Below are 25,617 nucleotides of genomic sequence, written 5' to 3' on the forward strand. Positions count from 1 at the left end.
TGTGAGTAGACTTGTTTGGCTTGTAGTCTCAAATCTGGAGTCTTTCATCAAATTTCTCAGACAGGGAATATAGTAATTCTTCTATTCTGCTCATAATGCTAGTGACATGCTCTTTTTGCAAATTGTGTGTAGCCGCTATATATTTATGATTTGTTAAGAAACATATTTCACCTAAGAATAATTCCGTATCCAAATCAATGATGTTCTGATCCCGGGCAAAGAGTAGTAGTTCATCGAAAGAGATCTCGTTCATAAATATCGCCCAACCACCACGATGCAAATAAATCGCATTAAGCATAGCCTTCACCGACATATACCCCAAGACCAAAGAAGGCGGAGTCAATCCCTCTTTTAGAAACATCAAGCCCATACTCATATAAGAGTTGGAAAGTTCATAGTAACTTTGTACCTTGGGAGAAAGGGTTGATTTGAACTCTAAATCGTTGGAAATTCGGTTTATCAGAATCACCTTCTTAATATTATTTCGTAATCGGAATATAGTGAAACCGAGTACGTATACACCGGTTCACGGTCTTTACTAGTGTTTCCAGTAATTGTATTCTATCACGTTATACCATATGTAGGCAATAGCCTACAGAAAATACCTTCCCTTAAACATATGATATCTCTAACTACCAAATAAGGGGTTTTTCAAGTTGGCAAATAATCAAGAGAAATTAATAGAACTAATCGCATTTGGAAGAGCTCTACGGAAGGCACGTAAAGAAATCAAACTAACCCAAGACCAACTTAGTTTATATTCCCGTGTTGATCGGTCTTATATTAGTGAACTGGAGAACGGAGAAAAGGCTCCATCGCTACTCACAATTATCTCGCTAGCAAAAGCATTACAAGTTAAACCATCCGTTCTCATAGAGAGCTTCGAGGTAGAGCTGGAAGAGGAGTCTACCAAATAGCTTTTTAGAGGTTCTTTTGTTACAATTATTGTAAAGGGATCTAGAAATTAATCCTTTGAAAATGCTAGACAAGGAGACTCATGTAGATGAAGATTCGTAAAGCGATCATCCCTGCTGCGGGATTAGGAACCCGTTTCTTACCCGCCACAAAGGCGATGCCGAAGGAAATGCTACCCATCGTAGATAAGCCCACAATTCAGTATATTGTTGAAGAGGCGGTTGCCTCTGGAATTGAAGACATTATCATCGTCACAGGGAAAGGCAAACGTGCCATCGAGGATCATTTCGACTATTCATTTGAACTGGAGCACAATCTTGAATCTAAGGAAAAGTGGGATTTACTTAACGAAGTCCGCAAGTCATCGGAAATGGCAGATATCCACTATATCCGTCAGAAGGAGCCGAAGGGACTAGGGCATGCGATCTGGTGTGCACGTAAGTTCATTGGGAATGAGCCTTTTGCTGTCTTGCTGGGGGATGATATTGTGGAAGCGGAAGTACCCTGTCTTAAACAGATGATTGATATATATGAGCATTACCAATCCTCCGTTGTCGGTGTACAGCCAGTCCCATGGAACGAAGTATCTAGGTATGGGATTGTGGATGGCTCGTTATTGGATGAACGAGTATATCAAGCTAATCGTTTAGTGGAGAAACCGAGACAAGAAGTGGCTCCATCCAACCTAGCTATTATGGGACGCTACATACTCACGCCACATATTTTTGAAATACTTGGAGAACACAATGCTGGCGTGAACGGCGAAATCCAGCTAACAGATGCTATTTCTAAACTGGGTGAGCTAGAGAGAATTCTCGCATACCACTTCGAGGGGCAGAGACATGACGTAGGGGAGAAGTTAGGATTCATAGAGACGACGATCCACTATGCACTTCAACATCAGGAGCTGAGGGAAGATCTGCTTAAGTATATGAAGCAAATGATTCATCAGATAGAGCAATCATAAATAAAGCTACCATACTGCGATGATAAACATAAGGTTGGTGTACTGATGAAAATTCGCAATGCAGATAAAGAGTACAAAACACTAAGTTTAAGCTTACGTGGGCTATATTGTTTACTTGCACTAACCTCGCTCATTCTATGGGCTTATTGGGGGAATGGCGGAGAAGCTGGACAATTTGCGAAGTTCGTAGTTCACACCGTATTCATGAGCAACTTGTTCGGTATACTCTTTATAATGATGGGGATAGGTACTACTGTGGTTGTGGGATATAGGGTAATTACTAAGAAGGCATCTGATTCAAAGAAGGCAATGATTTACTCCCTACCATTAGTCGCTTTCTTTATGGTGATAGGAGTGATGATGTCTAAAGATAGTATTGATAACCTTAAGGATGTCAAAAACTACTTAACCGGCAATATCATAGAAGAACATGTTGTCATAACACATCTAGAGGTATACGGTGCTCAAAGCGGTGGTGATGATGGTTATGAATACACATTTTCTGATGGACGTACGTTTTATGAGAATCATCAAGGTAAAGGGTATGGGAATATTATCGAAGGTGAGACCTACATGATACGATACTTGCCCGAAACTCCTAAGCTATTAAGTATATTATTAGCTCAATAACTCGGCAGCATAACAAGAAGACGTTCGAAAGTGAGATCCCCTTCTTTATATTATATTAGAAAAGGCACCTATCCTATTCACAGGATAGGTGCCTTTTCTATCAATCTATATTCCTTTTAAAAGGTTGTTTCCACAATAGAATCGATCTGCTCTTTCTCCGTAGGGTCAATCTGGATCAAACGATCTAATACCGCTGGATCATTTAGTTCCTGCTTCATTAACGCAGCCACATACCAGCGTGCAATTTCACGGTTGGTTGGGTCACTTAAGTCTTCAACCAGTCCAATCTTCAATGCTTCTGAAGCCAATAATGGTTGATTAAGTAGGAAGTGTATTTTACCCGTGTTCAGGATCATCGCAGGCGTATTAGCGAATGGGCGTCCGGCCATTTGCCCCTCAGGTAGAGTAGCTAGATGTACAAGCCCAGCCTGTACCTTATTGAAGGCTTCAATGCCTGCATTGAAGTATTTATCTCTAGAAGCCACATCCTGCTTGCTTTGGGCATCGATACCAAGTTCATATCCTTGTGAGATAATCCGTTCATACCACTCGATGTCCCAATTGAAGTTCTCAGAATGAGTTACTAACAGATCGAAAGCTTGCTCTTGTTCGCCTTTTAGTTGATGCAAAGTAATGAGTTGATTAATCATACTCTTGTTATACGATTCATCTTTAAGTGCATCAACAATCATACTGTACGCAGCATTGTAGAAATCTTCGTTCTGCTCTTGCGAGTAGACTTGTTGATAGAGGTTGACTAGCAATAGTACCGAATCTGGATGATTCTTACGTAAGTTGAGATCTTTATCAAGTGGTGCCTTAATCTCTTCGAAAGATGTACTAGTCTGTGCGATAATCCTTGCCTCCATCCCAGCGCTACTAGCTTGGACATAGCGGAATGAAGTAAATAGCACGATCACGGCGCATATCCCGACGACTAGACTGTATAGGATGCTAACACCACTACCACGTAGGCGAAGTTGTGGGAAACGAATTGGTTTACTCTCCATAACGGAAGCCATACCACCAAGTCCAAGGTAAACGAGAATGCCGATGAACATGTAACTCATATTAAAGTCTAGAATACTATGCAATAGAATAGACATGACGAGGATGAGATATAAGAAGTGAGATTCTCGACCTTCTTCATTCTCCTTCATGTAACCACGAATATATTTATAGAATATAAAGATCAGGAATGACATAAATACGACAAAACCAAGGATGCCGACCTCCACCAGATATTGAAGGAAGAAGTTATGTGCCTGACGGCTCGTGTAAGGGTTATTCTGATATTTCTCATATAGAGCACCCCAAGCTCCACCCCCTGCACCTAGTACAGGATAATCCTCAACAACCTTTATGGCATCTTTATAAAATGTTAACCGCTCCAGAACACTATGCTGTTGGAAGTTAATATTATCTAGACGAGTACTCATATTGTCAGGGAGAATGTTCCGTGCACCTGTCCCGATGAAGAGGAAAGCAAGAGCCCCTACAATAATGACCGATCCTACGGGAATCCATAAGTTCGAAGATTTACGATCCGACCAAGATTGAAGGCCGCGTTCTAAAAGTGGCGTGAATAATCGTTGAATTCCCCATGTCAATAAGGCGACAACGACCGAAGTAGCTAGTAAGGTTCCCCAGGCTTTTGCAGCCACACCGCCTTCATACGTTGTATTCAATTGCAATCCCAGATCCGTTACCGATTTCGAGATCAGCAGGGATGCAACCCCGGCGATACCTATATACACAACCCACAGAATCTGTTTAGCTGGCTTCAAGAATAAGAGTAGTAGAACAAACACGATTGGAAGCATAACCAAACCACCGCGTGAGAGCGTTAATAGAATAGATACGATAATAGGTACTAACATGAAGCCATGAATTGCCTGTCCGTACCATGTTTTGGAGCGAATCAGGAAAAATACAGCAGCGAATAGAAAAGCCATTAGAAAAGCAGCGTAAGTGTTAGCATACTGGAACACCGATGTCAGACGTAACCCGTTAGAGTCAGTCATAACAGCATCCGTATATTTGCCGTCCAGCACAGCACTAGAGAACCACGTCACTAACTTCCCGGCGAACGTTCCTTGTCCGAACCAATTGAGAAAACCGAATCCTATAATAATATAGGAAATCGCCATAATTGCCATCTGGATTACCTTATTAGCGAACTTATCTCGCAACAAGAATAAGCCAATGATGAACATGATCGCATACGTACACTGAATGATCACCATATTCATCGCCATAGAATGAGAGGCTGCGCCGAAGAGTGCCAGCACAAATGTAATAGGCAGTAACAATACCCAGATAGCCATCCAATCTCGTTGATCTTCCAATTGAATAGACTTATAATAATTGGCAATCCAAATCAATAGAATCACACAAGCCATAGCTGCTGCCCAGAAGATAGGCTTCTCGAAACTGAGCATCTGACCGTTGAATAATGCCACTTGAAATGGCGTCCACGCTAAATATAGAATGAGAGATGCTAATAATACCCATGATAAAAATGGTAATTTGGCGACTTCTATCGACCTTTTAGCCTGTTTACCGTATACTTGTTTAGACAAAGTTTTCAATCTCCTTTATATGTAGATATGAACAATATTTTAACATAGGGGCTGGAAATAAAACAGAACACCTAGTATTACATAGTTGAATACCCAAAATTTCTATTGGATTGAAGGAGTACATGAATGAAACTTAAAAAAATAATACAGATTAGAAAAATGAAGTTAGTGTTTTTTATTTTGTTGGGTAGTGTTTTATCTTTACTTTTTGTATACAAATTTCAAGATCCTTCATCTAAAGATTTGCAGTTTATGTCTGGGGTAATTCAGGATGGAGGCTTAAAACTCTTCCTTTTTATCATTTTCTTAGTTATTTATTTCTCAGCAATTGGATTATTATTGAAAGCTATTCAGAAAAAATATCTTATTTATTTCTTTTCCGATATATATCGCTCAAGAAGCATGATATTCCAACTTGCTAAAAATGATTTTAAATCAAGATTCTCTGGTTCTTTCTTTGGGATTTTCTGGGCCATTCTTTCTCCTTTGTTAACGATTGGTGTTTACTGGTTCGTTTTTGAAATTGGGTTTAAAACTTCTAATATTAAAGATATTCCATTTATATTATGGTTTATGATGGGTATTGTTCCTTGGTTCTATTTTTCCGAAGCCTTAAGTGGTGTTACAAATGTCTTTGTTGAATATAGCTATTTGGTAAAAAAGGTTGTTTTTAACATAAATGTTTTACCCTTTGTTAAATTACTTTCTATTTCTCTTATTAATACCTTTTTTATTGTAATTTTGATTTCTACATATTTGTTGTACGGAGGGTCCTTCTCCTTATATAATCTACAAATATTTTATTATTTAATATGCCTTGTTTTTTTATGTATGGGACTCACACTATTAACATCTACAATCTCTGTGTTCTTTAAGGATCTTAATCAAATAATAGGGATAACACTGCAGTTTGGCTTTTGGTTTACTCCTATAGTGTGGAATACTGATGACGCGCCAAAATTTCTAGCTAATTTCTTTCAATTAAACCCTATGGTTTATATCATTGATGGATTTAGGGATTCCTTTTTATATCATCATTGGTTCATAGAGAAGCCTTTATATGCAGCTTATTTTTGGTTGGTTAGTATCCTTTTGCTTACACTTGGTATATTTGTTAATAAGAGACTAAAATCCCATTTTTCGGATGTTTTATAGGGGGCAGTAAAGATGGAGAAGGTTATATCTGTTGTGAATTTAAAAAAGGTTTATAAATTATATGAAAAACCGATTTACAGACTGAAAGAGTCATTGAATGTAACTGGGAAAAAGTATCATAAGGAACACTATGCTCTGAACAATATCAGTTTTGATGTGTTTAAGGGTGAAACAATTGGACTAATAGGGAAAAATGGTTCAGGGAAATCCACTCTCTTGAAGATTATTACAGGTGTTTTGTATCCGACTACGGGTGAGGTTAGTAGTCATGGTAGAATTTCAGCCCTGCTTGAGTTAGGAGCGGGCTTTAATCCTGAATTTACTGGTCTGGAGAATATATATCTACAAGGTACTATGATGGGCTATCCTAGTGAAGAGATGGAAGGGAAGCTACAGAGTATTATAGATTTTGCAGATATAGGAGATTTTATATACCAGCCTGTAAAAACATATAGCAGCGGTATGTTTGCTCGACTAGCATTTTCGGTGGCTATAAATGTGGACCCGGATATCCTCATAGTAGATGAAGCATTATCTGTAGGGGACATTTTTTTTCAGAGCAAGTGCTACAATAAGTTTGAGGAGTTTGCCGAAAAAGGAAAAACTATTTTGTTTGTAAGCCATGATATGGGAAGTATTATTAAATATTGTAATCGATCAATATTATTGCATGAAGGTGAGTTTATTGCAGAGGGTCCTTCAAAAGAAATGGTAGATCTTTATAAAAAGTTAGTCAGTGAATCATATTATAAAAATGTGAATGAAGAAGATATTCCTTCTGTTGATGAATATAATAATGCTGAGTGGATTGATAGAATTCCCAATAAAAATCCTAATCACCTTGAATATGGAAATAAAAAGGCAGAAATTTTTGATTATGGCGTATTTAATTTGGAGAATGAAATTGTAACAAATGTCGTCAAAAATCAACTGTTTCTTATTAAATTAAGAGTCAAATTTACTGCAGAAGTTCAGTCTCCAATATTTGCTTACACTATCAAAGATGTTAAGGGAAATGATTTAACTGGTACTAATACATTGTTTGAGAGTGTGAATACCGGATCTGCAGTTGAAGGAAGTATATACGAGATTTCTTTTGAACAAAAGCTACCACTACAAAATGGAGAATATCTGATATCACTAGGGTGTACAGGATATGAATTGGGTGAACTGCAGATCTATCACCGCTTATACGATGTGCTGAACTTAATTGTAATTTCCGAAAAAAATACGGTTGGCTTTTTTGATGTAAACTCCAGTGTGGAATTAAAGAAGTTAAAATAAATAAACCGAGTATGGAGGAAAAAAGTGGAGATTGGAAATGTGAGCTTTAATCTTGATTATTACTCCGGACAAGATTTATATAGTGATGGTACTGTCGAGGAAGAAATTTTGGAGTATCTTAAAAAAGGAATGGATATTGACAAGCTTCTCCGTATAGAGGATCGCTGGGCCGTTCTCTATCATTTATCTCCAACTAGAAGGAATCTATTGGAATGGATGGAGTTCTCTGAGGGTAGTCAAACACTTGAAATCGGAGCAGGTTGTGGGGCTTTAACTGGTTTGCTTTGCGAAAAATCATCCCAAGTGACTTCTATTGAATTGTCCTTGCAGAGAGCTAAAATTCTAGCTGAGAGGCATAAAAATTGTGACAATCTTGAAGTGATTGTTGGGAATTTGAACGATGTTCCATTAGCTGATAATACCTATGATTATGTTTCCTTAATAGGAGTTCTCGAATATGCTGAGCAGTTCACCCAGGGCAGCAAGCCATTTTCAACCTTTCTAGGAAAGATATTCAACACATTAGCACCTAAAGGCACATTGATTTTGGCTATAGAGAATAAATTTGGCCTTAAGTATTGGGCGGGTGCGAGAGAAGATCATACAGGGGTGTTATTTGATGGTTTAGAAGGTTACCCGCGAGATGCAAAGGCTAAAACCTTTGGGAAAAAGGAGTTGGAGGATCTACTCTATAGCTGTGGCTTCAGTAATTTGAAATTTCACTACCCTTTTCCTGATTATAAAATGCCTAAACAGGTTTATTCCGATGACTCTCTTCCGGGTCTTGGGTTTAATGGAGAATCACCAAACTATGATATGGACCGTCTAAAACTGTTTAATGAATCATTGGTATATTCAAACATAATAAAAAACGGACAGTTCCCCTTCTTTGCTAATTCATTTTTGGTTCTTTGTGAGAAGAATGGAGCAGGTGAAAACGATGAGCAATAAGGTGATATATTCTAAATACAATAGAGAAAGAAAAACACAATTTCAAATTGCTACGATTCATTATCAAAATGATTACGAAACGAAAGTGAAAAAGATACCTTTGACAACGGAGGCATTTAATCATATAAAAGCGATACACGAGAATAGTCTCTTACTTAAAGATGTTTATCAAAATATTGAGGTCTTGACTGGGGAGATTATCGACGGGTGCCTAGTATATGACTTTATACAGGGTACAAGCTGGGATCAAAGATTATTGACCGAGGTATTAAGTGGTAATTTAGTAGGCTTTATCAAACTTTTGGAATCCTTTAATGATATATTAACCGGGTTGCAACCAACTGGTAGGGAAGACTTTATATCTTCGGATGAATTCAATACAATATTTGGACAAAGCCTCTCATTAAAAGACCAACAATGTGTACACCCTGCGAACATTGACTTTATCTTTGATAATGTGTTCTTTACAGAAGGGGGAACTAATGTATTGTTGGATTGTGAGTGGGTATTCCCTTTCAAAATACCTATTAAATACATCCTTTTCCGTAGTATATATGCCTTTTGGGTGAAATATAACGTTTATATAGAACCATTAATTAGTTTTGATGATATATTGATCAAATTTGAAATAGATTTAGAACTCAAGGATATATTTTTAACAATGGAAGAAGAGCATTTTCAACTCTATGTCAATGGAGATTGGTATAAGGCGGGTTTCTTTGGAAGGTATGTGAAAGAAGTACATTCTTTGAATACAGTAACTGGTTTATTGGAACAAAGTATGATTAATATGAAGTTGTTTTTCCCGAGCGACAGGGGATATTCAGAGGATTATGTAATCTCTAAACTATGTACTAGATCTACTGGAATAATGGAAGTTAGTTTTATTTTGGATGCTAATTACTCTAATAAATTCCCTTTGCGGATCGATCTTCTAGAACGGCCGGGGGTAATTTGCTTTGAGTCTATTCAAATTCATGAGATATCTGAAACGGATTCAAATTACAGCTTAGATTACAATATGAAGGATATAACCTATAACGATAACATTATTCAATTGGAGGAAAAGGGGGAAGCCCTTTTTCTATCCATCGGTGAAGACCCGCAGTTCTTCTTGAATGTTAATTCAATCAGTACCAAACAACTATTGGTGCTAAGAATGAGAATAGATTTGAATATTACTCCTTATGTGGAACTAATCCTTAGGCGAAAAACTGAAGATTTTCAAGAAGAAGTGGGTGTTCATCAACAAGTATTAGATAAGTCGAAGCTTGAAAATGCTCATTATTTAAGAAAGATGGATGCTTATTTGGAGCGAATTAATGTAATTGAATCTGAAAAGGTTGCCTATGAAACTGAGATAAGTACTTATTTGGAGCGAATTAATGTAGTTGAATCTGAAAAGGCTATCTATAATAAAGGGATGAATACGTATAGATCAGAAATAAAGGAAATGAAAGAATCTTTATCTTGGAAGGTTACTGCTCCTATTCGTTATCTTGGCCGAATCTTTAAGAATAGACAGTAATTTTATCACTAACAACGTTAAGAGGGTGCTGGGGTGTTGAAGCTTGATATTATTTTAGTCAGTTATAATTCCGAAAAGTGGATAGAGAATTGCCTGAAGAGTTTAGAACGTGTTGAATATGATTTGGGAAGTATTTATATCACTTTAGTTGATAATAACTCATCCGATAGAACTGTGAACTTAGCAGAAGATTACTCTAACAAAGACTTGTTTGGATGTTTTCAAATTATTAAGTCCGATAACAATTTGGGTTTTGGGAAAGCAAATAATTTAGGTGTGAGAAAGTCTGAACAAGATTATGTCTTCTTTTTAAATATTGATACCGAACTTGAACCCGACTCTATAAAGGAATTAATGAAGGCGGTTGAAAACAGTACAAAGGATGCTGGTCTGTGGGAAGCCCGTCAATTCCCATATGAACACCCTAAAGTATATAATCCTGTTACGTTGGAAACAAGTTGGTCTAGTGGGGCATGCTGCCTAGTAAGAAGAAATTACTTCATGGAAATAGGCATGTTTGATGAAGGAATATTTATGTACGGTGAAGATGTTGATCTGAGTTGGAGATTCAGAGCTCATGGTTATAAATTGATCTACGTACCCAAAAGTATAGTCTATCACTTTACCTATATGAGCGCTGGAGAAGTGAAACCAAACCAATTCTATAACAGTACTTATATGAACCTGATGCTTCGTTATAAGTTTGGGGATGTAAAAGATATAATTAAAGGCCATATAATGTATAGCGGCTTAATGTTCGTGAAGGGTCCTTCTAAAAATCATAAGACTAAGATATTAACGAAACTATTACGGAGTCCCTTTGAAGGATATAAATTTAGAAGTTGGAAAAGAAAAACGAAGAACCAATTCAAAGCCGATTTCAAATTGTGGGATTATGAAATTATCAGAGAAGGAGCATTCTACATTAATGAAAGACCGGAACAAACGCCCCTAGTATCGATATTGATCCGGACTTGCGGGAGACCTAACGTATTGAGAGAAGCTTTAATCAGTGTAAGAAATCAAACATATAAAAATATTGAAGTAGTTGTAGTTGAAGATGGTCCAGCAATTTCTGAAAGTTTAATAGTTGAGGAATTCTCAGACCTTAATATAGTTTATAAAGCATCTCAAGATAAAGTGGGAAGATGTGTTGTGGGAAATATGGCTTTAGAGACTGCAAGTGGACAATACTTCAATTTTTTGGATGATGATGATCTACTCTATGCGGATCATGTTGAAGTCTTAGTTTTCCAATTACTTAAGCATCCTCAGAATAAAGCGGCCTATTCAATCAGTTTTGAAGTACCAACAGAAATTATATCTAGAGAACCATATGTTTATAGGGAATTGTTTCATAATGTTCAGCATAGACAGCCATTCAACCGTCTTATTCTTATGCATCACAATTATTTTCCGATTCAAACGGTCCTATTTGACAGAGCGATTTATGATGATTTAGGTGGCATAGATCCTACATTGGAAGTTTTAGAGGATTGGGATTTGTGGTTGAAATATGCCCTGAAATATGACTTCTTATATGTAGAAAAGCTTACATCGTTATATCGAATACCAGCTAGTATAACTAATCATGCAGAAAGACAAAAGTTATTTGATGAATATCTATTGATAGTAAGAGAAAAGCATTTTAATAATAAATTCGAGATAAATATGGCATCGATATTCAAAGACGCTGAATATTTATTGAATAAGCCTCCAACAGTTATTTATAAAATTAAGGGAATGAGTTTCAAAACATTTTTATTTAAAGTTAGGAACAAAATGTTCTATTATGCTAAAAAGGTTCTGAAATAAAGTTACAAGTGACTAATCAATCCAGTCAAGTAATTTGGGGAAGTGAACGGATCTGAAATGTGATAGACATTAACCGTGATGACCCAGTAACTTTAGATTAGCTAGATTTAAGTTGCTTATTATAAATATTTAAATAATAAGAATTGTTAGGGAACTAATAAAAGTTTAGGAGCATAAATGAACATGAAAAGTATTACAACAATCTTAAATAAAGAAAGATATGCAATTCTAGCAATGCTAATATGCACAATTTTATTATATTACAAGGTGTTAATGGGTCAACTATGGATGAAGTGGGATATGTATGAGGCGATTTATCCTACCTTTTTTAGTATATCCGAACATATTAAAAATGGTTCGCTTCCTTTATGGGAATTCTTTGTTAATAGAGGGGTACCATTGTCGCACCTACTAGGTATTCCTATTTGGTCTCCCCTCACTTTATTACTTTCTTTAATTGGATTTAATCAATATGTAATACAATTATATTTTATGATTATTATTATATTTGCTTCAATTTTTATGTATCTTGCATTGAAGACATACTCTAATAATTCTTGGTTGTGTGCTATTGGGGCGGTTGCTTATGCTAGTAGTGGATTGTTTATATCCAATGCAGAGCATGCTACATTCATTAGTGCTGCAGCATTGTATCCATTAATTCATTTTTCATATAGAAAGTTTTTAGTGGGTTTCAGGAAAGAATATGCTTTGTGTTTAGGGTTTAGTATAGGATTGCTTATCCTGAATAGTTATCCACCTTTTGCAATTTTCGCAGTTTTTTATTTGGTTATAGAAACTATTATTAGTTATAAAGTTATTCGTGAAAATCTAAAAAGGTTTATTGTTCAAATGCTTATTGCGATACTAGTTGCTCTCAGTAGTAGTTTCATAACTATATATACAACATTAGATATAATGAACGATATAACAAGGGAAAACGTCCCATGGGAAATAGCGACATCTTCATCTTTGAGCTTTTTGAATTGGTTTTCTGTGCTTACACCTGGCCTTGTACAAATGGCTAAATCAATTAATACTCCGTTAGATATTTCTATGGATAATACTTACTTAGCGCTACCGTTATTACTGCCTATTTTCTTACTTAGAAAGATCGATAAACAGCAATTAGTTATTTATTTTTTGATTATTATTTCCGCTTTATTGTGCATGGGGAAATACGGTTATTTATATCGATTCTTCTATGAATATGTGCCGGGTATTGATGCTTTTAAATTCCCATCAGGATTAAGATTTTTTTACTTCTTCTTTGTTATAGTAGCATCAGTAAGGATTCTTCATAAAATAATCAGTAATAATGAAATGAAATTACTTCAAAAACCTGCTAAACTTTTTATTGGGATTTTCTCTGTCTTAATACTTATCATTATTTCACTGCAGTATTTTCAAGTAACTAATATAGTATTACCTGAGCATTTCTTGTTTGAACTTGTCCTTAGTAATCTTTTATTAATATTATTGATAATGATATCTGAAATTAAGATGAGTTCTCATTCATATGTATTATTTTTCTTTGTAATTAGTTTTATTTTCTCAGTGATTGCAGTAGATAGGAATGAGGATCATACATTGGGGACTAGGGCAAGACCCTATTCATTTAATAATGAAATATCACAGACTTACAACCAAGATGGTTATACAGTGAATTCATTTACTAATGATAGTGCGAAAAGTGAGTCTATCTTTAGGAGGGAATTCCAAAATCAAGGGTATATAGGTAGCTTCCAACTTAAGAGTTTCCAATTGGCAAAGGAAAATTCACAGTTAGCTCGGGAGGGAGATCCTGTTACATGGTTTTCAAATAAAACGTTAGAGGAGATAAATATAAATCCACTGGAAAATTCGGGGGAGTATCCTCAGACAGTGAACGTTAAGGGAAATAAAATTAGTTTTCAGCTGGAGAACAATCATGAGGGGTACATGATATTGAATCAAACATACTATCCTGGTTGGAAAGTTAAAGTGGACGGTAAAGAGAGAAATATAATTGAATTATCCAATAGTACGATGGCTGTTGATATCAAATCTTCAGACATAGTTAATAATATTGTATTTGAATTCAAACCAATTAAAGTGATTCTAGCATTTTGGTTAACATTTACTACATGGATAATATTACTGATGTACTTTATATACTATAATTTCAAAAAAATAAAACGAATTGTTGTTTAGTGGTAATGTACTTTTTAAAAGGTGAAGGAGAAAATAGAAATGTTAAAAGTGCTTTGCAAAGAAAAAAAGGTTGTTGCTATTTTTTTAGCGTCTGTGCTCTTATTCTTATATTATTTAAATGTTAATTACAAAGTTAATTATTACGATGAAAATGGATATATAAATATAAGTAAAAGTATTCTTGCTCAAGGGTTATTTAATATTAATGAACCGCTAAGGACTTATTTATACCCTTTAATTATATCTATTATTAGCATATTTACTAATTCCGATATTGTACTAATAAAGATAGGGATGAGTATTTTACAGTATTTATTTTATATTTATACTATTTGTTTAGTTGGTAAAAAGACTTACGAATATTGTAATCAGAAAACAGTGTACTATGGCATCCTATTTTTCGGATTATTAAATCCTTATTTAATTCAATCTACTACTTTATTTCTGACAGACTTAATGTCTACATGTTGTGTTATATTGGCTTTAGTACATATTACATTTGGAGACTTTTATAAGAATAAAACGTATTTAATGATTTTTCTATATAGTTATATAGGCACAATGATTCGCCCTTCAACGATAATCTTTATTCCAATAATCATCTTTCTATTAATAATTAGAAAATATACAATTAAAGATGTGAATATCATTAAAAGTGTTATGTTCGCTTCTTGTGCTTTAGTTATCTTTTTTCCTCAACTCTATAATAATGTGAAACAATTCAATGATTGGACACCACTGGTACATACGAAGTTATACGAATTTCAAAGTCATTTAGCTGCGTCTAATCTTAAATATGCTTCAGTGGTTATTCCAAATGAAAGTGCACAATTGTTCTATCCTTCACCATATCAAATTGATTCATCAACCAGTGGAATATTTGAGTTGATGTATACCAACTTCCCAGCATTTTTGACAGCATATTTCTCTCATATGTTTGGTGTGTTGGATTGGGGATATATCGAAACCTATATTAATGATTTCTATCCTATTAGTAGAATTATTGGGTCACTATTTCTATATTCATTTTGGATTGCGGCTTTTTACGGTGTGTATGTATTTATTAGAAAGAATAAGAGCATAGCAGGAAAGTTTATTGCAATATCTTTTATCAGTTCATTTATTCTTTATTGGGGTTTTATTGGTACTACTATAATTGAATCAAGATTTGGATACCCACTGTATATTTTGATGTTACCTTTCTCAGGTTGGGGGGTTCAATGCTGTTTAGATTATTGGAGAAGTGAAAGTATAAATAAATCTTTAAAATTGATCAAAACTGTTAAATATTTATTAGTCTTCATAATAGTGATAACCTTAACATTCTATCTATCATTTTTATTGGATTATCAAACAGGTAGGATCAATTGGCTAGGATTTTAAATACACATCATGGGAGGATTGAATGAAAAAGATGACTGATATTAGTAAGTTACTTGAAATTAATCAATTAGGTGATGAACGAGGATTATTGACCGTAATTGAAGAGAAAACAACGATTCCATTTGAAATAAAACGTATATTTTATATACATGGAACAATGCCAAATGTCCGTAGGGGATTCCATGCTCATTACAAAACAAGACAAGCATTAATCTGTGTATCAGGCAGTTGCAAAGTATATCTAGATAATACTAAGAGAAAAACGGATGTTGTATTAGACTCACCAATAAAAATCCTTATTCTTGAACCAAATGATTGGCATGAAATGTATGACTTTTCCCCTAACTGTGTATTACTAGTTCTTGCATCTCATCTGTATGATGCTGAAGATTATATACGTGACTATGAAAAATTTATTGAGGTGTATGGTTCATGAAAAAGTATTACGTTCATCCGCAGGCGATTGTGGAAACTGAGAATATTGGAGAGAACACTCGCGTTTGGGCATTTGCTCATATCTTACCTGGTGCTGTACTAGGTACTGACTGTAACGTGAATGATCATACCTTTATCGAAAATGATGTGATCATAGGAGATAATGTCACTGTTAAATCAGGGGTATATATCTGGGATGGTCTTAGGATACAAAACAATGTGTTTATTGGTCCTAATGTTACCTTCACCAATGATCTAAGACCGCGATCCAAACAGTATCCAGGTGAATTTCTAAAAACGGTACTTGAAGAATGGGTCTCTATCGGTGCTAATGCAACGATTATAGCAGGTAATACAATAGGTAAATATGCTATGATTGGTGCAGGTTCTCTTGTTACAAAGAACATTCCTAACAATACGTTATGGTACGGGAATCCAGCAAAGTTCAAAGAATACATTTGTAACTGCGGAGAAAAGTTGAACGATGAGTTGTTATGTTCAGCTTGTGGTAAGCAATACTCGTTGGAAGATGGAATCATTGTTGAACAATAATAAATTACTAGAAATAGGTGGGCTAATATGATCCCTTTCCTCGATCTGAAAAAAATCAATTTACGTCATGAAGAAGCTATATTGAATAGTGTTCATAAGGTTTTGCACTCGGGGTGGTATATCTTAGGCGAAGAAGTTAAATCATTTGAATCAGAATTTGCTGATTATTGTGGAACTAAATATGCTCTAGGAGTAGCTAATGGATTAGATGGGTTAGAACTAATTATTAGAGCGTATGATATTGGGCCAGGAGACGAGATTATCGTACCTTCAAACACTTATATTGCATCTATTTTATCTATATCTGCCAATGGAGCTACGCCCGTGTTAGTGGAACCTAACTTACTGACTTATAATCTAGATCCCAATAAAATTGAAGAAAGCATTACTCCTAATACCAAAGCAATCTTGGTTGTTCATCTGTATGGTCAGGCATGTAATATGGGTCCTATTCAGAATATTGCAGAGAAATACAATTTAAAGATCATTGAAGATTGTGCGCAAGCTCACGGGGCTATTTATGCAGATCGCAAGGTTGGGAATTTAGGAGATGCCGCAGCCTTTAGTTTCTATCCTGGTAAAAACCTGGGTGCCTTAGGAGATGGCGGAGCAATTACGACCAATGATGAAACTTTGTATAGTAACCTTCACGCCTTAAGAAATTATGGATCACACAAGAAATATGAAAACCTTTATAAAGGTTATAATAGCAGATTGGATGAATTACAAGCTCCTATTTTGAGTGAAAAATTAAAATTTTTGGACCTAGATAATGATTATAGAAGAAATATTGCATCCTATTACTTGAACAATATTAATAATGAGCATATTGTTCTGCCATATGTTGAGGAGGAGCCTGAATCACATGTATGGCATGTATTTGTAGTTAGAACTTCAAATAGAAGTGACTTTATTAGGTATATGAATGATAATGAAATACAAACGATGATTCACTATCCTATTCCACCTCATAAACAAGAAGCATACAAAGAATGGAATGAATTAACTTTTCCTATATCAGAAAAGATTCATTCTGAAATAGTCAGTCTTCCAATAAGTCCGGTATTGGATATGGAGGATGTGAAAAGAATTGTGGAGGTTGTGAATGAGTACAGACCGCATTAAATTATCTATTGTTGTACCTGTGTACTATAACGAATTAAATATTCCACATACGATTCCGAGATTACAGGCATTAGAGAGTATTATACCGAATTGTGATTTTGAATTTATTTTTGTAGATGATGGTTCAAAGGACAATTCATTTCCATTGTTGATGGAAGCTAGAAAACAGGATCCTAGAATTAAAGTTGTTAAGTTAAGCCGTAACTTTGGTTCAATGTCCGCTATACAGGCGGGATTGGGATATACTACTGGTGATTGTGTTGGTATTATTGCTGCTGATTTACAAGACCCTCCGGAAATGTTTAAGGAGATGCTGGAACATTGGAAATTAGGTAAGAAGGTTGTTCTTGCCACAAGGGAAGATCGGGAGGAATCCCTCTCTCAGAGGATGTTTTCTAATACCTATTATTATTTGTTGGAGAAATTCGCATTAAAGGGATACCCTAAGGGTGGATTTGATTTTTTATTAATTGATAAACAGGTTGTCAATGAAGTAGTAGAGATTCATGAGAAGAATACGAATATCATGAGTCTCATATATTGGCTGGGGTATGATCAAGTACAAATTCCTTACGTAAGGCAAGAAAGAAAACTTGGTAAGTCTAGGTGGACTCTTTCAAAAAAGATTAAACTTTTTGTTGATTCTTTTGTTAGTTTCTCATATTCACCTATTCGGTTTATGTCCTTTATAGGTGTTATAACAGCGATTATGAGTTTCTTATATGGCGTTTTCGTTATATTAGGTACTGTATTCGGTTTTATAGAACTTCAAGGATGGACTACAATTATTGCTCTAATTACTTTTTTGTTAGGAATTATCATGATCATGTTAGGTATTATAGGTGAATATCTTTGGAGGATATTAGATGAAAGTAGAGAGCGACCATCCTACGTTGTTGACCAAACTTTTGAATAGACAATTCTTGAAATTTGTAATTAGCGGAGGAATAAATACATTAGTTACATATCTAGTTTATTTATTACTTCTCTTAATTTTTAATTATTCTCTAGCTTATACACTCTCTTATGTTTCTGGGATTTTTCTATCCTATTATCTGAATACGGTTTTTGTGTTCAAAGAAAAGGTTTCATTCAGGACATTCCTCAAGTTCCCTATTGTATATCTAGTGCAGTATCTAGTTAACTTATTTATGTTGTATATTTTAGTTGAACGGTTACACTTAGCAGTGGAAATTGTCCCTTTAATCGTTATTGTAATAACAATCCCGATTACCTATACGCTCTCTAAACTTATAATAAAAGGTAAATGAATGGAGGTAACATTATGAAAGGTATAATATTAGCAGGTGGTACTGGCTCGCGCCTTTATCCTTTAACAAAAGTTACTAACAAACATCTTCTTCCTGTAGGTAAATATCCCATGATCTTTCACTCTGTATATAAATTAAAGCAGGCTGGTATTAACGACATTCTCATCGTCACAGGTAAAGATCACATGGGAGACGTAGTTAACCTTCTTGGTAGTGGCAGGGAAATGGGAGTCAACTTCACATACAAAGTGCAGGATGAAGCAGGGGGTATTGCTCAAGCACTTGATCTAGCTGAACATTTTGTTGGAGAAGATCAAATGGTTGTTATCTTAGGTGACAATGTATTCGAGGATGATATAACTCCTTATGTACAGAACTTCCAAGTACAGAAAAATGGCGCGAAAATTCTCATCCAAGAAGTTCACGATCCTAAGCGATTTGGAGTGCCTGAACTTCAAGGGAAACGTATTGTCTCTATTGAAGAGAAACCAGTACAACCGAAGTCTAATTATGCGGTAACAGGGATCTATATGTTTGATTATCAAGTTTTCGATATAGTTAAAACCTTAAAACCTTCTAACAGAGGAGAATTAGAAATAACAGATGTAAATAATGCATATATTAATCGTAATGAGCTTACATTCGATATTCTCCATGGTTGGTGGACGGATGCAGGGACACATGCTTCATTAGCACGAGCTAATGAGTTATCGCAGGAATTGAATTTTGGAGAAGAATTCGGGAAGTTAAAATTATAGGTGTAGGGAGGAACTCTAAGTTATGAAAGTCACTCCTCTTAAATTACAAGGTGCGAGTATAATCGAGCCAATCGTTCTTGGGGATAGCCGTGGCTATTTCATGGAAAGTTACAATGATGATATATTGCAACAACAAGGAATTAATTATGACTTTATTCAAGATAATCAATCCCTTTCCACAGAACCAGGGGTTCTGCGCGGACTTCACTACCAACTCAATCCTAAAGCGCAGACGAAGCTTATCCGTGTACTTTCGGGTGCAATCTACGACGTGATCGTTGATGTTCGTCGTAACTCACCAACTTTCGGTCAATGGGTAGGAGTTATTCTAAGTGAATACAACCATCGTCAACTTCTTATGCCAAACGGCTTTGCCCATGGATTCTGCACGCTTGTTCCGAATACGCAGGTATTCTATAAAGTGGACGAATATTATTCGCCGGAGCACGATCGCGGCATACTTTGGAACGATCCTGCTTTGGGGATCGATTGGCCTACATCCAATCCGATTCTTTCGGATAAAGATCAACGCCATCCGCTACTTCAAGATGCGGAACTTAATTTTGAGTAGGGGGTATATTTTTAAATGAAACTTCTTGTTACCGGTGGTGCCGGATTTATCGGTAGTAACTTTGTTATATACATGTTACAACAGCATCCGAATTACCAAATCGTGAACGTGGATGCGTTGACATATGCAGGAAATCTAGAGAATTTAAAGTCTATCGAGAATCATCCGAATTACTCCTTTGTCCAAGCAGATATTACGGATGGTCAAGCCATTGATCAAATATTCCAACAAGGTATTGATGTCGTTGTGAACTTTGCAGCGGAGTCGCATGTGGATCGGAGTATTCTTGAGCCTGAAGTGTTTGTGAAGACCAATGTGTTGGGTACACAAGTGTTGCTTGATGCTTCTAAGAAATACGGTGTGACGAAGTATGTGCAGGTATCCACGGATGAAGTGTATGGTTCGCTTGGTGAGACGGGTCTCTTCATGGAGAGTACGCCTTTAGAACCGAATAGTCCGTATTCCGCTAGTAAGGCGGGAGGGGATCTGTTAGTTCGTGCTTATCATGAAACGTTCGGATTGCCAGTCAACATTACTCGTTGTTCTAATAACTATGGACCATACCAATTCCCTGAGAAGCTTATTCCACTGATTATATCTCGTGCATTGAGCGATCAAGCCTTACCTATATACGGTGATGGGTTGAATATTCGTGATTGGCTGTATGTTGAGGATCATTGTAGTGCGATTGATCTTATTATTCATCAAGGACGTGTGGGTGAAGTATACAATATTGGTGGTAACAACGAACGGAATAATCTCCATATCGTGAAGACGATTCTTCAAGAGTTGAATAAACCAGAATCTCTCATCACATATGTAGAGGATCGTTTAGGCCATGATCGTCGTTATGGGATAGATCCAACAAAACTCACACAAGAGTTAGGCTGGAAGCCTAAGCATAATTTCGAGACAGGCATTAAAGAGACCATTCAATGGTACCTAGATAATCAAGATTGGTGGACTCGTATCCAATCAGGTGAGTATCAACAATATCAGGTGAAACAATATGGTGAGCGTTTAGGCGATTCTCTATGAGAGCACTAGTGACAGGAGCAGCCGGTCAGTTGGGAACAGATGTCGTTACTAACCTACGGAACAGCGGTCATGATGTGTTTGCATGTGCTCGGAATGAATTGGATATTACGGATTTGGTACAATGCCAACAAGTGATCAGTCAATATCAACCGGATGTTGTCATTCACTGTGCAGCATATACAGCGGTGGATGCAGCTGAGACAGATATAGATGGTGCGTACAGAGCGAATGCTGTAGGTACGAGAAATATAGCAGTGGCTGCAGAAAGTACGGGATCTAAGCTGATCTATATCAGTACGGATTATGTATTTGATGGCACTAGTATGGAGCCGTACCAAGAGTACGATAATACCAATCCTCAGAGTATTTATGGGAAGTCCAAACGTGCAGGAGAGCTGCTAGTGCAGAGCCTATCATCACGATACTTTATCGTTAGGACCTCTTGGGTATATGGTATATATGGGAATAACTTTGTCAAAACGATGTTGCGTCTCGGTCAAGAGATGCCTTCTCTGAAAGTTGTACATGACCAGAAAGGCTCTCCAACCTATACGGTTGATCTAGCCAACTACTTATTAGAACTTATGTCCACTGAAAAGTATGGTATTTACCATGCATCCAATAGTGGCGCATGTACATGGTATGAGTTTACACAGGCCATTTTTGAGGAAGCTCGTCAGTTGGGAATCAACATTATTGCTCAGCCGGAGCCTTGCTCGACAGATGAATTTCCACGTCCGGCTCATCGTCCGGCTAATTCGGTCATGGAACATCTAGCCATTCGAACGAATGGCTTTCAGGATCTACGTCCATGGCGAGAAGGGCTTAGAGACTTCTTACAACAATGGAATGTAACTGAATCTAAATAGAAATTTCAACGAATCCCTCGATCTCATTCCCACTGATCGAGGGATTCGTCTATAATAGAGAGTAAATCTAAATCGTAAAGGATAATCTTCTTATGAAAAGTTCTGTTAGTGTACATATCGTAACTTATAATAGTGCCGAAGACATTTCAACATGTTTAAAAGCGTTAGAAGCTCAAACGTATCCTATACAGCAAGTCATCGTGGTTGATAATGCATCATCCGATGATACAGTGCAACAAGTTAACTCACATTCCAAACTGTTTAGAGACGCCATTTATATTGTGGAGAACGTAGCCAACGTTGGCTTTGCTCCAGCCCATAACCAAGCTATTCTTTTATCTTCGGCTGACTACGTACTGGTGCTGAACCCAGATGTAACATTACATCCGGATTACATCAAGTTACTGGTTGAGCAACTGGAGAATCGACCCGATATCGGTAGTGCAACTGGGAAGTTACTGCTAAGTTCTAATCCAGAGGTGGTAGATAGTACAGGTTTAATAATGAATAACCATTGTCGGGCTTTCGACCGTGGAGCTGGGGAGCTAACTTCGCAGTGGGATGAATCTGAAGAAGTATTTGGAGTCTCCGGAGCGGCAGCGCTATACTCTCGGGGAATGATCGAGGATATTAGTTTAAATGATGAGTTCTTCGACAGTGACTTTTTCGCATACAAAGAAGATGTAGATGTTGCATGGCGTGCGCAGCTGCTAGGATGGAAGTCTTATTATCTAGCAGAAGCGATTGGGTATCATGCCAGAGGATGGAAGCAAGGAGGACGGACTAGTCAGCCACTCTTCATACGGAGAGCGTCATATATCAACCGTTATAAAATGATGTATAAGAACATGGAGCGCTCAAGTATATTTAGAACTCTCCTCCTAATCTTACCGTACGAGATCGCTAGCAATGGATATTTTCTATTAAGAGAACCTAAAGTGCTAGGCGCATGGAGAGCATTATTGGGGCAGTTACCATATCTAAGGGAAAAGCGCCAAGAGATTATGAATAAGAGAAATTCACGTTAATGTTTGCTATTTCCCCATGAAACTCTCCTGATCTACCATCTGTATGTTATAATACTGTAGAAAGATTACTATATTTGTCAGGAAGTGCTTTCTACATGGATTTAAGTATTCTTATTCTTAATTATAATACATGCAAGCTAACGCTGGACTGCCTACAGTCAGTATTTGCTTCGAATACAAGTTATACCTTTGAAGTGATTGCCATAGACAACCATTCTAGTGATTCATTTGTCGAGAGTATTGCCGTAGAGTACCCTCAAGTGACACTTATCGCAAACGATGATAATATCGGGTTCGCCCGGGGGAATAACCAAGGAATGAAGATTGCGACTGGGCGATATGTTCTTCTTCTCAATTCGGATACGATTGTGCAAGAGGATACGTTGCAGACGATGATCACTTTTATGGATGAGAATCCTACCGTAGGTGCGTCAGGATGCAAAGTTATTCTGCCTGATGGAAGTCTTGATAAAGCATGCCGTCGAGGGTTTCCGACGCCTTCGGCGTCTTTTTACTATGCATTTGGTATCTCTAGATTATTTCCGGATCATGCGAAGTTCAACCAGTATCAACTAGGTCATCTGGATCCGAATGAGGAGTATCCTGTGGATTGTCTGGTCGGTGCATTTATGATGGTACGTCAGGAAACGATTGATGAGGTGGGTCGACTGGATGAGACTTTCTTCATGTATGGTGAGGATATTGATTGGTGTTATCGCATCAAGCAGGCGGGCTGGGGCATTCATTATTACCCTCGTACGACCATCATCCATCTCAAAGGGGGCAGCGCTCGTCGCAGACCCACACGGATTATCTATGAATTTCATCGGGCGATGGCGATATTCCATCATAAACATTACAAAGACCGTTACCATTGGCTTACTAATAGCGTTATCTATATGGGGATCGGTTTGAAGTTTACGATGGCGTTACTTAAGAACAAGTTGACCCGATCGAAGCGAGCTTCGAAGCCAGCAGACAATCAGGTGGAGGTGAGATTATGATTCGTAGAAATCAAAGCATACTGACTAAGTTATATATTTTATCGGATTTCTTCGTGGTTCAGATATCGTTCCTGCTCGCTTGGTGGATTAAATTCGAAAGCGGCTTGATTCCATATGAAACTCCGATGCCCATAGAGAAGTATGCGTTGTGGAGTCTGGTCTATGGTGGAATTGCGATAGTGACAGGTATTCTAGTGACTCTATATTCACCCAAGAGAAAAAAGAGATTCGCAGACGAATTCCTCAAAGTCATTCAGGTTCATTTGATTACTATGTTCGTCCTGATTAGTGTTATGTTCGTCATTAAAGAGATTGATATCTCACGGGTGTATCTAGCGATCTACCTGGGCTTGAATATTTTCTTTATTATATTTTATCGCTATTTCCTTAAAGTTTCGCTCAAGCATTTCCGTGAGAAAGGCTACAACCGACAATTTGTATTAATTGTGGGAGCCGGTAGTCTAGGTAAACGATTCTTTAATAATTTGAAGCAATATCCCGAATTAGGCTATGAAGTCGTTGGCTTCTTAGATGATAATCAGGTGTGGGATAGTATTGAGATGAAGCACTTCAGTCCTATTCTGGGGAGTTTGGATGATCTTGAGGACGTACTCAGTCGAGAACTCATTGATGAAGTTGTCCTAGCGTTACCATTAGATGCACATTCGAAATATAAGAACATTATCGTCCTTTGTGAGAAGGCGGGTGTACGAACTCTTATCATACCGGACTTTTTCGATTACTTACCGGCTCGGCCTTACTTCGATAATTTCGCGGGGATGCCTATGATTAACGTAAGGGATATACCCCTTGATGTAGCAGGTAACCGAATGTTCAAGAGAGTATTCGATATCGTATTCGCTTTGCTCACAATTATATTAATTTCACCGGTGATGCTGGCAGTGGCATTGGGCGTCAAATGTACTTCGCCGGGCCCCATTATATTTAAGCAAGAGCGTGTAGGATTAAATCGTCGTAATTTCATGATGTATAAGTTCCGTTCGATGAAGCAGCAGCTAGAAGACGGAGTAGACACAGGGTGGACGGTCGAGAATGATCCTCGTCGGACTCGGTTCGGTACATTCATACGATCGACAAGTCTAGATGAGCTTCCCCAATTCTTCAATGTGTTGATGGGACATATGAGTGTCGTGGGACCACGACCGGAACGACCTTATTATGTGGAGCAATTCCGCGATGAAATTCCGAAGTATATGGTGAAGCATCACGTTCGCCCAGGCATTACTGGTTGGGCACAGACGAATGGCTTACGTGGGGATACTTCCATAGAAGATCGAATTAACCATGATATATTCTATATTGAGAACTGGTCAATTTTATTAGATATTAAGATTATTATGAAGACGATTACGAATGGATTTAAGAATAATAATGCGTATTGAGTAGATTATGAGACTGTTCCCTGAGCGATATGCTTATGGGGCAGTCTCTTTGTTTATATTGATATTGAATCGAAAGACGAATGAATATACGAAGTATGCATGGTAGTTATGATTGGGGATTGGGCTTGTTCGAGCGAATATTTTGTTTCTATCGGTGTAT

The 25,617-nt window shown here is 36.9% G+C and carries 24 protein-coding genes; 22 read left to right on the plus strand and 2 right to left on the minus strand.

The window, feature by feature from the left end; genetic code table 11:
- Window positions 1-28: 28 nt before the first annotated feature.
- Window positions 29-361, minus strand: coding sequence for a hypothetical protein (locus ACP8HI_RS25525; protein ID WP_438348904.1), 333 nt, complete (start codon window positions 359-361; stop codon window positions 29-31).
- A gap of 295 nt (window positions 362-656) precedes the next feature.
- Here ACP8HI_RS25525 and ACP8HI_RS25530 point away from each other — a divergent pair, with 295 nt between their 5' ends.
- The 3 genes from ACP8HI_RS25530 to ACP8HI_RS25540 all read left to right on the plus strand — a co-directional run bounded on the left by ACP8HI_RS25530 (window position 657) and on the right by ACP8HI_RS25540 (window position 2,512).
- Window positions 657-917, plus strand: a complete 261-nt coding sequence (locus ACP8HI_RS25530; protein WP_438348905.1) for a helix-turn-helix domain-containing protein — start codon at window positions 657-659, stop codon at window positions 915-917.
- Between the two features lie 86 nt (window positions 918-1,003).
- Window positions 1,004-1,882: a UTP--glucose-1-phosphate uridylyltransferase GalU gene (gene galU, locus ACP8HI_RS25535; protein ID WP_438348906.1), complete on the plus strand. Its 879-nt coding sequence runs from the start codon at window positions 1,004-1,006 to the stop codon at window positions 1,880-1,882.
- 45 nt (window positions 1,883-1,927) lie between these two features.
- Window positions 1,928-2,512, plus strand: a complete 585-nt coding sequence (locus tag ACP8HI_RS25540; protein WP_438348907.1) for a hypothetical protein — start codon at window positions 1,928-1,930, stop codon at window positions 2,510-2,512.
- A gap of 116 nt (window positions 2,513-2,628) precedes the next feature.
- Here ACP8HI_RS25540 and ACP8HI_RS25545 read toward each other — a convergent pair whose 3' ends face one another.
- Window positions 2,629-5,094 (minus strand): O-antigen ligase family protein, encoded by a 2,466-nt coding sequence (locus tag ACP8HI_RS25545; protein ID WP_438348908.1) that lies wholly within the window; start codon window positions 5,092-5,094, stop codon window positions 2,629-2,631.
- A gap of 126 nt (window positions 5,095-5,220) precedes the next feature.
- Here ACP8HI_RS25545 and ACP8HI_RS25550 point away from each other — a divergent pair, with 126 nt between their 5' ends.
- The 19 genes from ACP8HI_RS25550 to ACP8HI_RS25640 all read left to right on the plus strand — a co-directional run bounded on the left by ACP8HI_RS25550 (window position 5,221) and on the right by ACP8HI_RS25640 (window position 25,457).
- On the plus strand, window positions 5,221-6,249 hold the full coding sequence (locus ACP8HI_RS25550; protein WP_438348909.1) for an ABC transporter permease: 1,029 nt from the start codon (window positions 5,221-5,223) through the stop codon (window positions 6,247-6,249).
- Window positions 6,250-6,261: 12 nt separating this feature from the next.
- Window positions 6,262-7,533 (plus strand): ABC transporter ATP-binding protein, encoded by a 1,272-nt coding sequence (locus ACP8HI_RS25555; protein WP_438348910.1) that lies wholly within the window; start codon window positions 6,262-6,264, stop codon window positions 7,531-7,533.
- A gap of 24 nt (window positions 7,534-7,557) precedes the next feature.
- Window positions 7,558-8,484, plus strand: coding sequence for a class I SAM-dependent methyltransferase (locus ACP8HI_RS25560; RefSeq protein WP_438348911.1), 927 nt, complete (start codon window positions 7,558-7,560; stop codon window positions 8,482-8,484).
- Entirely contained in the window at window positions 8,474-10,012 is a 1,539-nt protein-coding gene (locus tag ACP8HI_RS25565; protein WP_438348912.1) for a hypothetical protein, read from the plus strand. Before ACP8HI_RS25560 ends, ACP8HI_RS25565 begins: the two co-directional genes overlap by 11 nt.
- 33 nt (window positions 10,013-10,045) lie before the next feature.
- Complete coding sequence (locus tag ACP8HI_RS25570; protein ID WP_438348913.1) at window positions 10,046-11,827, plus strand: glycosyltransferase family 2 protein; 1,782 nt, start codon at window positions 10,046-10,048, stop codon at window positions 11,825-11,827.
- Window positions 11,828-12,010: 183 nt separating this feature from the next.
- Entirely contained in the window at window positions 12,011-14,020 is a 2,010-nt protein-coding gene (locus ACP8HI_RS25575; RefSeq protein ID WP_438348914.1) for a YfhO family protein, read from the plus strand.
- A 39-nt stretch (window positions 14,021-14,059) separates the two neighbouring features.
- Window positions 14,060-15,403 (plus strand): hypothetical protein, encoded by a 1,344-nt coding sequence (locus ACP8HI_RS25580; protein ID WP_438348915.1) that lies wholly within the window; start codon window positions 14,060-14,062, stop codon window positions 15,401-15,403.
- A gap of 22 nt (window positions 15,404-15,425) precedes the next feature.
- Window positions 15,426-15,839, plus strand: coding sequence for a sugar 3,4-ketoisomerase (locus ACP8HI_RS25585; protein WP_438348916.1), 414 nt, complete (start codon window positions 15,426-15,428; stop codon window positions 15,837-15,839).
- Window positions 15,836-16,390 (plus strand): acyltransferase, encoded by a 555-nt coding sequence (locus ACP8HI_RS25590; RefSeq protein WP_438348917.1) that lies wholly within the window; start codon window positions 15,836-15,838, stop codon window positions 16,388-16,390. Before ACP8HI_RS25585 ends, ACP8HI_RS25590 begins: the two co-directional genes overlap by 4 nt.
- 27 nt (window positions 16,391-16,417) lie before the next feature.
- On the plus strand, window positions 16,418-17,515 hold the full coding sequence (locus ACP8HI_RS25595) for a DegT/DnrJ/EryC1/StrS family aminotransferase (protein WP_438348918.1): 1,098 nt from the start codon (window positions 16,418-16,420) through the stop codon (window positions 17,513-17,515).
- The gene (locus tag ACP8HI_RS25600) at window positions 17,496-18,431 is read left to right on the plus strand and encodes a glycosyltransferase family 2 protein (RefSeq protein WP_438348919.1); all 936 of its coding nucleotides are present in this window, start codon (window positions 17,496-17,498) and stop codon (window positions 18,429-18,431) included. The genes ACP8HI_RS25595 and ACP8HI_RS25600 overlap by 20 nt, the downstream gene beginning before the upstream one ends.
- Window positions 18,382-18,786 carry a GtrA family protein gene (locus ACP8HI_RS25605; RefSeq protein ID WP_438348920.1) on the plus strand — a complete coding sequence of 135 codons (405 nt, stop codon included), beginning with the start codon at window positions 18,382-18,384 and terminating at the stop codon, window positions 18,784-18,786. Before ACP8HI_RS25600 ends, ACP8HI_RS25605 begins: the two co-directional genes overlap by 50 nt.
- A gap of 14 nt (window positions 18,787-18,800) precedes the next feature.
- Window positions 18,801-19,544 (plus strand): sugar phosphate nucleotidyltransferase, encoded by a 744-nt coding sequence (locus ACP8HI_RS25610; protein WP_438348921.1) that lies wholly within the window; start codon window positions 18,801-18,803, stop codon window positions 19,542-19,544.
- 22 nt (window positions 19,545-19,566) lie between these two features.
- Window positions 19,567-20,115 carry a dTDP-4-dehydrorhamnose 3,5-epimerase gene (gene rfbC / locus ACP8HI_RS25615; RefSeq protein WP_438348922.1) on the plus strand — a complete coding sequence of 183 codons (549 nt, stop codon included), beginning with the start codon at window positions 19,567-19,569 and terminating at the stop codon, window positions 20,113-20,115.
- A gap of 15 nt (window positions 20,116-20,130) precedes the next feature.
- Complete coding sequence (rfbB, locus tag ACP8HI_RS25620) at window positions 20,131-21,153, plus strand: dTDP-glucose 4,6-dehydratase (RefSeq protein ID WP_438348923.1); 1,023 nt, start codon at window positions 20,131-20,133, stop codon at window positions 21,151-21,153.
- Window positions 21,150-22,022: a dTDP-4-dehydrorhamnose reductase gene (rfbD, locus tag ACP8HI_RS25625; protein WP_438348924.1), complete on the plus strand. Its 873-nt coding sequence runs from the start codon at window positions 21,150-21,152 to the stop codon at window positions 22,020-22,022. Before rfbB ends, rfbD begins: the two co-directional genes overlap by 4 nt.
- Before the next feature lie 92 nt (window positions 22,023-22,114).
- Window positions 22,115-23,050: a glycosyltransferase family 2 protein gene (locus tag ACP8HI_RS25630; protein ID WP_438348925.1), complete on the plus strand. Its 936-nt coding sequence runs from the start codon at window positions 22,115-22,117 to the stop codon at window positions 23,048-23,050.
- Window positions 23,051-23,145: 95 nt separating this feature from the next.
- Window positions 23,146-24,054 (plus strand): glycosyltransferase family 2 protein, encoded by a 909-nt coding sequence (locus ACP8HI_RS25635; protein WP_438348926.1) that lies wholly within the window; start codon window positions 23,146-23,148, stop codon window positions 24,052-24,054.
- The gene (locus ACP8HI_RS25640) at window positions 24,051-25,457 is read left to right on the plus strand and encodes an undecaprenyl-phosphate glucose phosphotransferase (protein WP_438348927.1); all 1,407 of its coding nucleotides are present in this window, start codon (window positions 24,051-24,053) and stop codon (window positions 25,455-25,457) included. Before ACP8HI_RS25635 ends, ACP8HI_RS25640 begins: the two co-directional genes overlap by 4 nt.
- Window positions 25,458-25,617 lie beyond the last annotated feature (160 nt).

The sequence above is a fragment of the Paenibacillus sp. FA6 genome (assembly GCF_051550225.1).
GTDB lineage: Bacteria > Bacillota > Bacilli > Paenibacillales > Paenibacillaceae > Paenibacillus_AQ.

What these genes read in the sequence shown, in the direction of transcription:
- ACP8HI_RS25590 (WP_438348917.1), top strand. Translation starts at nt 15,836, where the DNA reads ATGAAAAAGTATTACGTTCATCCGCAGGCGATTGTGGAAACTGAGAAT.
- ACP8HI_RS25595 (WP_438348918.1), top strand. Translation starts at nt 16,418, where the DNA reads ATGATCCCTTTCCTCGATCTGAAAAAAATCAATTTACGTCATGAAGAA.
- ACP8HI_RS25605 (WP_438348920.1), top strand. Translation starts at nt 18,382, where the DNA reads ATGAAAGTAGAGAGCGACCATCCTACGTTGTTGACCAAACTTTTGAAT.
- rfbC (WP_438348922.1), top strand. Translation starts at nt 19,567, where the DNA reads ATGAAAGTCACTCCTCTTAAATTACAAGGTGCGAGTATAATCGAGCCA.
- ACP8HI_RS25640 (WP_438348927.1), top strand. Translation starts at nt 24,051, where the DNA reads ATGATTCGTAGAAATCAAAGCATACTGACTAAGTTATATATTTTATCG.
- ACP8HI_RS25565 (WP_438348912.1), top strand. Translation starts at nt 8,474, where the DNA reads ATGAGCAATAAGGTGATATATTCTAAATACAATAGAGAAAGAAAAACA.
- rfbD (WP_438348924.1), top strand. Translation starts at nt 21,150, where the DNA reads ATGAGAGCACTAGTGACAGGAGCAGCCGGTCAGTTGGGAACAGATGTC.
- ACP8HI_RS25555 (WP_438348910.1), top strand. Translation starts at nt 6,262, where the DNA reads ATGGAGAAGGTTATATCTGTTGTGAATTTAAAAAAGGTTTATAAATTA.
- ACP8HI_RS25630 (WP_438348925.1), top strand. Translation starts at nt 22,115, where the DNA reads ATGAAAAGTTCTGTTAGTGTACATATCGTAACTTATAATAGTGCCGAA.
- ACP8HI_RS25600 (WP_438348919.1), top strand. Translation starts at nt 17,496, where the DNA reads ATGAGTACAGACCGCATTAAATTATCTATTGTTGTACCTGTGTACTAT.
- ACP8HI_RS25610 (WP_438348921.1), top strand. Translation starts at nt 18,801, where the DNA reads ATGAAAGGTATAATATTAGCAGGTGGTACTGGCTCGCGCCTTTATCCT.
- ACP8HI_RS25575 (WP_438348914.1), top strand. Translation starts at nt 12,011, where the DNA reads ATGAAAAGTATTACAACAATCTTAAATAAAGAAAGATATGCAATTCTA.
- ACP8HI_RS25635 (WP_438348926.1), top strand. Translation starts at nt 23,146, where the DNA reads ATGGATTTAAGTATTCTTATTCTTAATTATAATACATGCAAGCTAACG.
- ACP8HI_RS25585 (WP_438348916.1), top strand. Translation starts at nt 15,426, where the DNA reads ATGAAAAAGATGACTGATATTAGTAAGTTACTTGAAATTAATCAATTA.
- ACP8HI_RS25540 (WP_438348907.1), top strand. Translation starts at nt 1,928, where the DNA reads ATGAAAATTCGCAATGCAGATAAAGAGTACAAAACACTAAGTTTAAGC.
- ACP8HI_RS25525 (WP_438348904.1), bottom strand. Translation starts at nt 361, where the DNA reads ATGTTTCTAAAAGAGGGATTGACTCCGCCTTCTTTGGTCTTGGGGTAT.
- ACP8HI_RS25580 (WP_438348915.1), top strand. Translation starts at nt 14,060, where the DNA reads ATGTTAAAAGTGCTTTGCAAAGAAAAAAAGGTTGTTGCTATTTTTTTA.
- galU (WP_438348906.1), top strand. Translation starts at nt 1,004, where the DNA reads ATGAAGATTCGTAAAGCGATCATCCCTGCTGCGGGATTAGGAACCCGT.
- ACP8HI_RS25550 (WP_438348909.1), top strand. Translation starts at nt 5,221, where the DNA reads ATGAAACTTAAAAAAATAATACAGATTAGAAAAATGAAGTTAGTGTTT.
- rfbB (WP_438348923.1), top strand. Translation starts at nt 20,131, where the DNA reads ATGAAACTTCTTGTTACCGGTGGTGCCGGATTTATCGGTAGTAACTTT.